This is a genomic window from Parabacteroides provencensis, from assembly GCF_900232875.1.
GTDB classification, from domain to species: domain Bacteria; phylum Bacteroidota; class Bacteroidia; order Bacteroidales; family Tannerellaceae; genus Parabacteroides; species Parabacteroides chinchillae.
In genome coordinates this window covers 1,087,863-1,100,150 of sequence record NZ_LT960488.1, presented here as the reverse complement: position 1 = coordinate 1,100,150, position 12,288 = coordinate 1,087,863, and the positions used below count along the sequence as shown (strand labels likewise).

Genomic DNA, 12,288 nt, shown 5'->3' with positions numbered 1-12,288 from the left:
AATATAACAATGGGTCAATATTCAGAAGAAATAAAGAGAAGAAGAACATTTGCTATCATCAGCCACCCGGATGCTGGTAAGACTACGTTAACGGAGAAATTATTGCTTTTTGGAGGTGCCATACATGTTGCCGGTGCAGTTAAATCTAATAAGATTAAAAAAACAGCAACTTCCGATTGGATGGAAATAGAAAAACAACGTGGTATTTCTGTCGCGACTTCTGTAATGGCTTTCGATTATAATGATCATAAAATCAATATTCTGGATACCCCCGGACACCAGGATTTCGCCGAAGATACATTTCGTACTCTAACGGCTGTAGACAGTGTTATTATTGTTATTGATATAGCAAAGGGTGTGGAAGCGCAGACACGCAAATTGATGGAAGTGTGCCGCATGCGTAAAACTCCGGTTATTGTTTTTGTAAATAAGATGGACCGTGACGGTAAAGACCCATTTGATTTGTTAGATGAAATAGAAGAAGAATTACACATAAATGTGCGTCCGCTGAGTTGGCCTATCGATATGGGACAACGCTTCAAAGGTGTTTATAATATCTATGAACAGAAACTGAACCTGTATACTCCGAGCAAGCAATATGTAACAGAGAACGTAGAGTTTAAAGATATAAATAGTCCGGAATTGGAGACTTATATAGATTCCATGCAAGCTGAAAAGCTACGTCAGGATATTGAATTGATAGAGGGTGTATACCCTGAATTTGATATAGATACCTATTTGCGTGGTGATATTGCTCCTGTGTTTTTTGGTTCGGCACTGAATAATTTTGGTGTAAAGGAATTGCTGGATTGTTTTATAAATATTGCTCCTTTTCCTCGTCCTATACAAGCGGAGGAACGTGTGGTTGATCCGGAAGAAGAAAATTTTACGGGCTTTATTTTTAAAATACATGCTAATATGGACCCTAACCATCGTAGCTGTATTGCTTTTGTGAAAGTTTGTTCGGGCCGTTTCGAACGTAATGCCAATTATAAACATGTTCGTTTTGGTAAACAGATGCGTTTTAGTAGTCCGACAGCATTTATGGCACAAAAGAAAGAAGTAGTAGACGAAGCTTTTGCCGGTGATATTATCGGTTTGCCTGATACTGGAAATTTCAAGATAGGAGATACTTTGACATCCGGCGAAGAACTTCACTTTAAAGGCTTGCCTAGCTTTTCTCCTGAAATGTTTAAATATATTGAAAATGCTGATCCGATGAAGGCCAAACAGCTTAATAAAGGTATTGAGCAATTGATGGATGAAGGAGTTGCGCAGTTATTTACAAATCAGTTTAACGGCCGTAAAATTATTGGAACAGTAGGACAACTTCAGTTTGAGGTTATCCAATATCGTCTGCTACACGAATATGGAGCCCAATGTAAATGGGAGCCGATCAGTTTATATAAGGCATGTTGGATTGAAAGTGATAACGCAGAAGCTTTGGAGAATTTTAAAAAGCGGAAATCTCAATATATGGCTTTGGATAAGGAGGGTCGAGATGTCTATCTTGCCGATTCAAATTATGTTCTTACAATGGCCCAGCATGATTTCCCGGATATTAAATTCCATTTTACATCTGAATTTTAAGGAAATATGAAATCTGTATTGTTTTGTCTGCTTTGGGGTAGTTTGTTTTTGTTGCAAATGTCTTGTCAACCTAAACAACAGTATTATACGTTGACAGGCCAGTTACATACCCCTTATACGGTTGAGTATGAATATAAGCAACCGTTAACGGACGAAATAAATGCAGAGTTTGAGCGTTTTTATCATTTGTTTAATGCATTTGATTTTACATCTGTTATTTCCCAAATAAACCGGAATACAAATATGTCTGTGGAAGATTCGCTTTTTGCCAAGCTATTTAATACGGCTATATATGTTTCCGAACAAACAGATGGTGCTTATGATATTACATGTGCTCCTATCATTAATTTGTGGGGGTTTGGATTTAGTAAAAAAGATAGTGTTACCCCTCAACATATTGATAGTGTTAAAGCCTTTGTCGGTTATCAGAAAGTGCATTTGGTAAACGGGCAGATTCAAAAGGATGATCCCCGTTTATTGCTTAACGCATCTTCATTGGCTGATGGTACGGTATGTGACATGATTGCCCGGCTGTTTGAAAGTAAAGGTATCCAAAATTTTATGATCGATTTTGGGGGAGAAGTGGTTGCCAAAGGGATGAATCCTAAAGGAGAGTGCTGGCGTATAGGTATAACAAAGCCTATAGACGATGCTTCCGGTATGACGCAGGATTTACAGGATATTGTTTCTTTGTGTGGCCGCCACGGATTGGCGACCTCTGGTAATTACCGCAATTTTTATGTGAAAGATGGTAAGAAATATGCACATACTATTGACCCTCGTGAAGGATGTCCTGTACAACGGGATGTTTTGGGGGCAACTGTTATTGCACCGGAAGGTATGATTGCTGATGCTTGTGCTACGGCTATTATGGTGTTGGGCTCAAGCGGAGCAAAGGCTTTGAAAATAAAAATCCCGGAAATAGAATATTATCTTATCTGCTCTGATTCTGTTGATACTGGCTATCGCGTTGAATATTCCGAAGGATTTCAGCAGTATTTAATAGACCGTAAAGAATAGCTGGAAGGATATGCCCCTGCTTTTGGTTGATTTATTTACCTGATAAAATCTTAAAGGATTTTTTTTATTTCTTCCAAAGAATATACAGTGTATGTTGGAGTGAAATGCCCGGCAGGAAGACCTTCGGGGTTAAACCAGACTTGGTCTATCTTTGAATTGTAAGCTCCTATAATGTCTGCATCCCAGCTGTCTCCTATCATTAAACTTTCATTTCTGCGGGAGTTTGTATTACGCAGGGCAAAATCAAATATTTCTTTATGTGGCTTTTGTATATTGGCATCTTCAGACAATACCATACGCTCAAAGTAAGGGGCGAGGCCGGAATTATTTAGTTTCTTGAATTGTACTTCCCTGAATCCATTTGAAAGAATGAACATTCTGTAAGATGGACGGAGGTATTCCAACAATTCGATAGCTCCAGGAATTAGACGGGTTTTCTTTGTAGTCCGTTGCAAAAAATCATTATTTAATTCCATTATAGATTTGACATCTTCAATACCCATCGGACGGGTCATATAACAGAAGCGTTCGATAATAAGTGTTTGCCGGTTTATTTCTCCGGTACGATATTTAGCCCATAAATTTATATTGTTGGGCATATATATATCAAAGAAAGCCTCGAAGGAGGCATAATAACGCCCGAAATTGTAGGCATTATAAATCTCTTCGAGGCATTCTTTATTGTTGTGATACGTATCCCAAAGGGTATCGTCTAAGTCTATGAATAGATTTTTGTATTTCGTCATCCTACTTCAATTACCAGATATTTACCTAAACTCCAGAATGCTTTTGTGTCTGTGATTTTAAGTGTCAGGTTGTTATCTTCGTCTTTTACAAATTCATAAGAACCTTCCGGATGATTGGATTTTAGTTTTGCTTTACTTGCAAATAAAGGTATTTCTTTTACTTCTCGGATATCGATAGAAATAAAATAATCCTTGTTAAAACCACTTTGCAATACTTTTGATTTTGCAAATAGGCCACCGCCGGAAAGAATTTTCTGATCTTTCAATTCCTTGGATGTACCGAAACAATAATAAGCGGTGTTGATTGTTTGATCTTGCGCATTTATTTTTTCGGATTGAGCAGCTGTTGTAGCTGCCAGAGTTTCCACATCTTCATTTAAAGATGAGACCATTTCGTCCAATTCCTGGATGCGGATATTTTTTTTAGCTAAATCTTCTTGTAAAGCAACAATCATTGTAGCTTTTTGATCAAGCTCGGAAGATAGACGGTCTATAGTCTTTTTCAGTGCTGCCGATTGAATTCCGCTTTTCTTTAGTTTATCCTGCAATTGGTTAATCTGTTCTTTGTTCTTCTTCAAAGTTTCAGTGATTAACTCCATATTCTGCTTAATCTGTTCGCGTTTGCTCAGATTCATTTCACCACCTGTTTGTTGTTGGATGGTTAAATAATTTTCGGCATCACGTATTGATTGAAAGTCTGCTTCTACATCGTTTAATGTGTTCAGCATTTCATTAATTTCGTCAGTGTTGCGGGTATTCTCCAGTCTCAGAGAATCATTTTCAGCTTTCAGCTTCTTATAATCGGCTGAATTTTGTCCACAGGAGGCCAGCATGGCTGTGCAGATACATACTACTAATACTTTCTTCATGTCTTTTTGTTTGTTACGTTAAACATCCTTTTCTGTCTCTTTGTCCTTTTTATCTTTTAAGCCTGCTAATACAATAACAATTTCACCTCTCGGATCGTTCACAGTAAAGTGCGCAGCCACTTCTTGAAGCGTTCCTCTTACAGTTTCTTCATGTATTTTAGATATTTCACGAGAAACGGAAACTTGTCGGTCTGCTCCAAAAAACTCAGCTAGTTGTACTAATGTTTTTACTAACCTGAAAGGTGATTCATAGAAGATAATTGTGCGATACTCAGTCGACAATTCTTTGAGCCGGGTTTGCCTTCCTTTTTTCTGGGGAAGAAAACCTTCAAAACAGAATTTCTCATTCGGTAGTCCTGATGCAACTAATGCCGGAACGAATGCTGTTGCACCAGGGAGGCATTCAACTTCTACTCCTTGTTTTACACATTCTCTAACCAACATAAAACCGGGATCGGAGATAGCAGGAGTTCCTGCATCTGAAACAAGCGCTATATTTTCGCCTGCTTTAATTCTTGCTGCGATTTGTCCCACCGTTTTATGTTCATTAAATTTATGGTGAGACTGCATTCGGTTTTCTATTTCAAAGTGCTTTAATAGAATCCCGGTTGTACGAGTGTCTTCTGCTAAAATAAGATCAGCCTCTTTTAGCACCCGGATAGCCCGGAATGTCATATCTTCCAGATTTCCGACAGGAGTTGGTACAACTGTTAACTTTGTCATAGGAATCGTTTTTCCAGAAGTTTCATGAAGTCCGTTACAGCTTCATCTTCTATATTCCATTTCAATTCATTATTCAGGTAAGCAATCGAATCTTCATATGAATGAATGTCATTAAGATCGGAGATTGCTTTATTCATTTTGTTTTCATCTCCTCCGAACAATTCCCTGCGAAAGCGGAAACGATCATTTAAGCTGAAAGCTTTACGGAAATCGGATAAGTTTTTCTTTTCCAATAAATCGTTGAGGAACAAATTCGGGCGATCAGCTGTATTATTTGTCTCTTTGACCGATTCTTCTACTTTTATGATTTGTTCTTTTACAACAGGAATTTCTTCAATAGCCTTTTCCAATGGAGGGGCATCCGGCATTGGTGTGGCTGTTTGTTTAGGGATAGACTGCAATAAGACTGCGTGTTCTTCCATTTGCTTGCGCAGCATTTCGATCTGAATTGCTTCGAGCGCATGAAGATCTTTGAGTATTTTATGTGTCAAATCAAATGTCTGGCTGAAAAAGGATACCGGATATATTTCGACATCCCTCATGCCGGCAACTTGCTTTTCTAATTCCCGGATGTCCAGTAACAGATAATCTATCTTTTCTTTGTTTGCCATACTTTTATGTATTCAAGCGGGAAGATAATCCGCTCTGTTATTCGCAAAAGTAAGTATTTCTTATTAATGTAACGTTGTATTGATGTAAAATATTGTTGTAAAGATACGTTGTTACTCAATAAATTCGTCTGGCAGGTTTACTAAATAGAGCCTATAGGTTGCTCGTGTAAAAGCAGTATAAAGCCAACGGTAGAAACTTTCTCCTAACATTTCTTCTGTGATGTAGCCGATGTCAAGGAATACATTCATCCATTGTCCTCCTTGTGCTTTATGACAAGTTACAGCATAAGCGTATTTTACCTGGACGACGTTATAATATGGGTCTACTTTCATTTTTTTCATTTTCCCGGCTTTTGTAGGTATATCTTCATAGTCCTCGAGGATGGTGTAAAATAGCTTGTCGTTAAGCTCTTTAGGTAAAGAAGGGGAGTCTGTCTGGAGAGTGTCTAATAAAATTTTTATTTCCATCTCTAAGTCGTAATCCTGAAAACGGACTAATACGTCAGCAAATCTGAAACCATATAAATCTGTTGTATGGCGTACACGTAATACCTGAATAATTTCTCCATTGGCAATAAAGTCCATTTCTTTACATCCGGCAGTCCAATAATAATTATTTTTGGCTACCATTAGACGGTCACCGGAGGATAGTTCTTCTTCACGGTATAGAATACGATTGCGTATGCCGTTGTTGTAAATAGTCGCCCGTTTGTTGGAGCGAGATATGATCATAGTCTCTTCAATACCATCTCTGTCATAAGCCGCTGAAATTTCTTCTATTAATTCATCTCCATTTATTTTTCTGAAGTCGGAAAAACTTTCCAGGTGCAGTTTTGGGAAATTTTCCACCGTGTTGCTTCTTAAAGCGTCTCTGAGGTTAGTTGCATTGAACAAGATACCTGAATTTTCATTTTGGCGGACTACTTGTGTGAGAGTTATTTCTTCTACTTGCAAGTTATATCCTTGAAGAATTTTTTTGTTGAGAGCCGGACTTTCAGATTGGCTTACGGGTGCTAACTGGGCAACATCGCCCATCAGCATTAAGCGGCAGTTTTCGCCTGAGTAAACATAGTGAACCAGGTCGTCTAACAGGCGCCCGGTGCCAAAAAAGAATGTATCTAATCCGTTATTGGAAATCATAGAAGCTTCATCTACTATAAACAGGGTGTCTTTGTGTAGATTAGTATCCGGAAGAAACCCAGTTGGTTCATTAGAAAATGCTTTTTGCCGATATATTTTTTTATGTATGGTGTAAGCTTTCTGTGCAGCATATCCGGAAAATACTTTTGCTGCCCGTCCGGTAGGTGCTAAAAGGATGGTTTTTTGTTTAAGTTCGTTTAAGGTTTTTACTAAGGAACCCACCAGTGAAGTCTTCCCGGTACCTGCATATCCTTTGAGAAGAAGAAGACCGTCCGGTTCTCTTGAAAATAAGAAGTTTGAGATGATTTTCAGGGCGGAAAGTTGGTCATCTGTGGGATTGTATAGGAAATTTTGTGTAATTTGGCAACTCAAATAACTATTTATCATTTTGGAAGTAATAATTTTTGCGATAAAGGTAGTGTATTAAATATTCTTTTTTAAATTTGCCGAACGAAATAAATTCAAAAAACAATACAAACCATGAAAGTTACATTAAAGATTTTATTAGCTGCTGCAGTTCTACTGCTAGTTTACATGTGTTATAGAAGTATTCAGGCACCAAGGGAATATGATGCAGAGAAAGAAATACGTGACAACGCTATCAAGACTCGCCTGATTGATATCCGTAAAGCTCAGATTGAATACAAAAATATTCACAAGGTACATGCCGCTAATTTTGATGAATTAGCTAAATTCTTGACAACAGAAAAACTGCCGTTCTTGGTGAAGGAAGGTGTTTTAACTGATGAACAGCTGGAAAAAGGTATGACTGAAAAGGAAGCTGTAAAGAAAGGTTTGATCAGACGTGATACTATGTGGGTGTTGGCTGTCGATACATTGTTGGGCGCAGGTTATGACGTTGCAGGTATGCGTTATGTACCTGAAGTACCGGGTGAAAAAATAACATTTGATATGGATACTGCTACATTGAAGTCTGGTTCAGGTTATGAAATTAAAGTATTCCAGTGCCAGGTTAAGTTTGCAGACTATTTGTATGATTTGGATCCTCAGTTGACTTATAACTTGATTGAAAAAGCAGAAAAACAATCTAAGTTCCCTGGCTTACGTGTAGGTTCTTTGGAAGAAATTAATAATAACGCAGGTAACTGGGAATAATCGAAAACTATATGACTATCAGTATTCCTGATACGTTAACTGGTAATTCGGAAAAATATATAGTGTCCATCCGGCTATGGTCGGGTGGACTTTCTTTTTCCGGTTATATCCCTTCGGAAGTAGGAAGCTTCTTCTATAGAGAAGCAGAATTTAGCCGGACAGTTTCATATATGTCTTCTTTGAAAGAGTTTTTCTTTGAACATGATTTTCTGAATTGGATGTATAAACGGATTTACGTGGTTTGTGTATCTGCTCAGTATACGCTTATTCCCGAAGATATTTTTGAAGAAAAAAGAAAAAACGACTTTCTTTCTTTTAATTTTTCAACTCCGGAAAAGAAATGTTTGAATAATGCTTTGAAAGCAGATCGAATGGAAGTTGTATTTGGTCTGGATGAAGAAGTATATGAGTTTTGTTCCCGTTCGCTGTTGAATCCTTGTTTTGTCCATTATATGACTCCATTAATATCTTTATGGAGTAAACAAAGCCGGACAAGTCTTTCGAAGCGGATGTATGTGGTATTGCATGCTGGTATGATAGATATTGCCTGTTTTACCCAAGGCAATTTGCTTTTTGTAAACTCTTTTGAGGCAACAGTCCCTGATGATATGTTATATTACATATTAAATGTATGGAGAGAGGTTGGCATGAATCAGGTGAAAGATATTCTTTATCTGGCGGGAAATTCCATGTTGCGTAATGCTATAATGAGTACGTTGCATACATATTTGCAGCAGGTTCACTTAATGGAGATTCCTTCGGAGGCTTATTTGCTGGGAGTTGAGATTGGCCAGGCTCCTATGGATTTAATTTCTTTATCGATATGCGAATTATAAGTGGTAAATATGGTCGTCGGCGTTTTGACGTACCTTCTTCTTTTAGTGCACGCCCAACAACAGATTTTGCAAAGGAGAATTTGTTTAATGTAGTTTCTAATCTTGTTGATTTTGAAGGATTAGATGCGTTGGACTTATTTGCCGGTACGGGTAGTATTTCTTTTGAATTATTATCCCGCGAATGTCGTCGTGTTGTTGCTGTAGAGAAAAATAATGCACATGCATCTTTTATAGCAAAAGTTGTCAAGGAGCTAAAGACAGATGATCTGACACTGATCAGAGGGGATGTATTTCGGTATCTTCATTCGGCTCCGGCGCAAAGTTTTGATTTTATTTTTGCCGATCCTCCTTATGCATTAAAGGAATTACCTCAGGTTCCTGAATTAATATTTAAACGTGATTTATTACGCGAAGGAGGCATTTTTGTCATGGAGCATCCAAAGACAAATGATTTTTCTTCTCTTCCTTATTTTAATCAACACAGAGTTTATGGTTCTGTAAACTTTTCTATTTTTGTCAAAGAGGAACGGATTATAGAAGAGGGGAAAACAGACGCATAAAAGATTCTGCTATCCTTTGTTTCCATGGACGTTTTAGCCATTTGGAAGGTACGAGACGCTCACAATTTTGCATGTCGTGCATAAACACTTTTTTCATTTGCAAAGTGAACTCCCTTTGATATATGAATGCGTTAATTTCAAAATTGTGTTCAAAACTGCGGAAGTCCATATTTGCAGAACCGATACATGCAATGGTATCATCACTTATTACCAGTTTGGAATGTAGGAATCCCGGCTTGTAGAAGTATACTTTTACTCCGGCTTTTACCATCTCGTCAATAAAAGAATGAGTTGCCATGTTTGCTGTGCGGGTGTCTGAACGTTTAGGCAGCATCAGCCGTACGTCAACACCTCCTAAGGCTGCTGTTTGCAGTGCTTGATTCAATCCTTCAGTCGGTAAGAAATAAGGGGTTTGTATAAAGATGTATTTCTTTGCGTTTGCTATAACAAAGATGACTGCCTGTAGCAATGTTCTCCATTGCCCTACAGGTCCACTAGTTGCTATCTGCATGATGTTATCGCTATAAATCTGTGCTGGAGGATAGTATATTTTGTCATTCAGCAGCTTTTTACTTACAACATACCAGTCAATAAGAAAAGCGGATTGAAGGCCATGAACGCCTTTTCCTATAATTTTAAAATGTGTATCTCGCCATGTTCCCCAAGATGTGCCTTTGTCATAACGGTCGGCAATGTTCATACCCCCCATAAAGCCTATTCTGCCGTCAATTACTACTATTTTACGATGGTTACGGTAGTTTACTTTGCTGGTTAAAATAGGAAATACCACTTTAAGAAAAGCATATACTTCAATTCCGGCATCTTGCATTTCTTTGAAAAAGCGGTTCTTTACATTCCAACAACCTACATCATCGTACAGTACACGTACTTTTACACCTTCACGGGCTTTCTTGATCAAAGCTTTCTGTACTTTATAGCCTGTTTCGTCATCACAAAAAATATAGTATTGCAAGTGAATGTGATGAGTGGCATTACTTATTTCTTTTAGTAAATCCAGTAATTTATCAGTGCCATTAGTATAGATTGTTATATCACTTCCGTATAAAAGTGATGATTGGCTGCTGTTGCTTAGCAACGTCGATAGCGGCTGATAAGCTTCAGGCACGATGCACATATCCTGAGGTAGCTTACCTTCTTGAGGCCGCCTCATAATACGTTTGTAGGTTCTTCTCGAAATAATACGTTGTTTGCGATTGTCCTGCCCGAAAAAGAAATAAAAGAGCAATCCGATACCGGGAGCTAATAACAATACAATTACCCATGGGATTGTTTTTAGCGGATTTCTGTTTTCAGTCAGAATAACCAATATTAATCCTACGATAGTTACACAATATAATATAATGAAAATAGTGCCTACTATAAACTGTATATATATAGCCGATAACATTCCTCTTTGTTTATACTACAAACAGCTAAGATATAGAAGAAGGACGAAAAAAACAAACGGACCACGTGAAAATATCTGTGTGGAAACTTATACCTTAACGAATTGCTATTTTGCGTACAGTTTCCCCGATACGGATAATATAATATCCTTTGGCAATGTTTACTGTGTAATCTCCGGACGGTTGTTTTAATTCTATTTCTGCTACTTTGATTCCGACTACGCTATAGATTTCGAGGATACTGCCTATAGGTGCATTTTCTACATGAATGCGATTTTCAGATACAGATATTTCTATTGGTTTAAGATCGTTTTGGTCTATGGCAAAGGTTTCACTCTTCAACTTCGAAGCGTATGCTGGAATTGAAGAACCTACCTGTAAAGTCAGGGCTAACAGTATTGTAATAAAGACTTTCATATTCAAAACCCTAATTTCGCACAAATGTATGAAGAAATCTGTAAACGAAGAAAGAAAAGACCGATTTATTTAGCGTCATATCTAACTTGTCTGTAGCCTCTGAAACAATGGACTATAGAAGCTATGACAATGAAATAACCATGCCTTCGTTGGCTAAGGCTGTATCCGGATATATTTCATCGGCTTCCTGTTTGAGTTGGCTCAGGTTTTCATAGCGTGCAGAGTAATGGCCTATGACTAGTTGCTTTACTTGGGCTCGTTTGGCTATTTCGGCTGCTTGTTTTGCTGTAGAATGAAATGTCTCTTTCGCTCGTGCTGCATCACACTCTGCAAAAGTGGCTTCATGGTAAAGTAAATCTACTCCTTCAATATATGGGATGATATTCGGATAAAATGCTGTGTCGGAACAATAGGCATATCGTTTTGCAGGTTTTGCCGGATGTGTGAGACGTGCATTTGGAATTATCTCTCCTTCTTCCGTTATAAAATCGGCTCCTCTTTTTATCTCTTGCATCATTCGGACGGGAACCTGGTAAAAATCGGTCATTTCCCTGAGAATATGAGCTTCTTTTTGTTTTTCTACGAACAAATATCCGCAGCAAGGTATACGATGTTTTAAAGGGATCGAATACACACTGAGAGAGCGATCTTCCATTATAAGCGAATGTTGATATGTATCCACCGTATTGATTCGTATTTCGTAGGGTAAACCTTTGCAGAAGATTGTCAATACGGGACGTAAATAATTTTCCAGCTCTTTAGGACCATGAATCACGAGTTCTCCGGTCCGGCCAAGCATCCCCAAAGTAGATAACAGGCCGGGTAAACCAAAACAATGATCACCATGCAGGTGGGAAATAAATATATGATTCAGTCTGTTGAACTTTATTCGCATGTGGCGCATTTGTACTTGGGTACCTTCTCCGCAATCGACCATATATAATTTATCTCGTAAATCTATGATTTGGGAAGTCGCTAAATGACGGGTAGTGGGAAGTGCGGAGCCACATCCTAATATATTTATATCAAATTCAGCCATAAAGGGTTTATTGGGATAATTCAATGCAAAGATAATACAAAAGCCTCTCCTTACTGTGAAAAATAACAAAAAAAAGCCTTCCGATGTAGGCTGGGTAAACGGGATTATATATATTTGTTTGCTGTCCTTTCAGGAAGCAATTGCAGTCTGTAAATAAGACTTATGATATATTTCTAAGCCTTAACTAACTTTTTCTTTTTGTTTAAAACGGTTAA

At 37.9% G+C, this 12,288-nt stretch carries 13 protein-coding genes; 5 read left to right on the top strand and 8 right to left on the bottom strand.

The features are described from left to right. The first annotated feature begins 9 nt into the window (after nt 1-9). Nucleotides 10-1,590: a peptide chain release factor 3 gene (locus CTY47_RS04920; RefSeq protein ID WP_099463667.1), complete on the top strand. Its 1,581-nt coding sequence runs from the start codon at nt 10-12 to the stop codon at nt 1,588-1,590. Nucleotides 1,591-1,596: 6 nt separating this feature from the next. Beyond that, complete coding sequence (locus CTY47_RS04915; protein WP_099463666.1) at nt 1,597-2,610, top strand: FAD:protein FMN transferase; 1,014 nt, start codon at nt 1,597-1,599, stop codon at nt 2,608-2,610. Nucleotides 2,611-2,660: 50 nt separating this feature from the next. Here the strand turns inward: CTY47_RS04915 and CTY47_RS04910 are convergent, their stop codons facing one another. From CTY47_RS04910 to CTY47_RS04890, 5 genes are all read right to left on the bottom strand, one after another. Continuing rightward, entirely contained in the window at nt 2,661-3,356 is a 696-nt protein-coding gene (locus CTY47_RS04910) for a YjjG family noncanonical pyrimidine nucleotidase (RefSeq protein ID WP_099463665.1), read from the bottom strand. Then, a complete protein-coding gene (locus CTY47_RS04905) occupies nt 3,353-4,225 on the bottom strand; it encodes a Cbp1 family collagen-binding glycoprotein adhesin (RefSeq protein WP_099463664.1) in 873 nt (290 codons plus the stop codon). The genes CTY47_RS04910 and CTY47_RS04905 overlap by 4 nt, the downstream gene beginning before the upstream one ends. A gap of 18 nt (nt 4,226-4,243) precedes the next feature. Next, nucleotides 4,244-4,948 (bottom strand): 16S rRNA (cytidine(1402)-2'-O)-methyltransferase, encoded by a 705-nt coding sequence (rsmI, locus tag CTY47_RS04900; RefSeq protein WP_099463663.1) that lies wholly within the window; start codon nt 4,946-4,948, stop codon nt 4,244-4,246. Then, entirely contained in the window at nt 4,945-5,559 is a 615-nt protein-coding gene (locus CTY47_RS04895; RefSeq protein WP_099463662.1) for a hypothetical protein, read from the bottom strand. Before CTY47_RS04895 ends, rsmI begins: the two co-directional genes overlap by 4 nt. A 111-nt stretch (nt 5,560-5,670) precedes the next feature. Then, entirely contained in the window at nt 5,671-7,086 is a 1,416-nt protein-coding gene (locus tag CTY47_RS04890) for an ATP-dependent DNA helicase (protein ID WP_099463661.1), read from the bottom strand. Nucleotides 7,087-7,179: 93 nt separating this feature from the next. On the opposite strand from CTY47_RS04890, the gene CTY47_RS04885 reads away from it, so the two are divergent. The 3 genes from CTY47_RS04885 to rsmD are packed head-to-tail and all read left to right on the top strand — an operon-like array spanning nt 7,180 to nt 9,211. Beyond that, nucleotides 7,180-7,815, top strand: a complete 636-nt coding sequence (locus CTY47_RS04885) for a hypothetical protein (protein ID WP_099463660.1) — start codon at nt 7,180-7,182, stop codon at nt 7,813-7,815. Between the two features lie 11 nt (nt 7,816-7,826). Next, the gene (locus tag CTY47_RS04880; RefSeq protein WP_099463659.1) at nt 7,827-8,651 is read left to right on the top strand and encodes a DUF3822 family protein; all 825 of its coding nucleotides are present in this window, start codon (nt 7,827-7,829) and stop codon (nt 8,649-8,651) included. After that, nucleotides 8,639-9,211, top strand: a complete 573-nt coding sequence (gene rsmD, locus CTY47_RS04875) for a 16S rRNA (guanine(966)-N(2))-methyltransferase RsmD (RefSeq protein ID WP_099463658.1) — start codon at nt 8,639-8,641, stop codon at nt 9,209-9,211. Before CTY47_RS04880 ends, rsmD begins: the two co-directional genes overlap by 13 nt. Here the strand turns inward: rsmD and cls are convergent. The 3 genes from cls to CTY47_RS04860 all read right to left on the bottom strand — a co-directional run bounded on the left by cls (nt 9,183) and on the right by CTY47_RS04860 (nt 12,073). Further along, the gene (gene cls / locus CTY47_RS04870) at nt 9,183-10,619 is read right to left on the bottom strand and encodes a cardiolipin synthase (RefSeq protein ID WP_099463657.1); all 1,437 of its coding nucleotides are present in this window, start codon (nt 10,617-10,619) and stop codon (nt 9,183-9,185) included. The two genes, rsmD and cls, sit on opposite strands and share 29 nt — an antisense overlap. Before the next feature lie 94 nt (nt 10,620-10,713). Further along, on the bottom strand, nt 10,714-11,034 hold the full coding sequence (locus CTY47_RS04865; RefSeq protein ID WP_099463656.1) for a hypothetical protein: 321 nt from the start codon (nt 11,032-11,034) through the stop codon (nt 10,714-10,716). A gap of 121 nt (nt 11,035-11,155) precedes the next feature. Beyond that, the gene (locus tag CTY47_RS04860; RefSeq protein ID WP_099463655.1) at nt 11,156-12,073 is read right to left on the bottom strand and encodes a ribonuclease Z; all 918 of its coding nucleotides are present in this window, start codon (nt 12,071-12,073) and stop codon (nt 11,156-11,158) included. Nucleotides 12,074-12,288 lie beyond the last annotated feature (215 nt).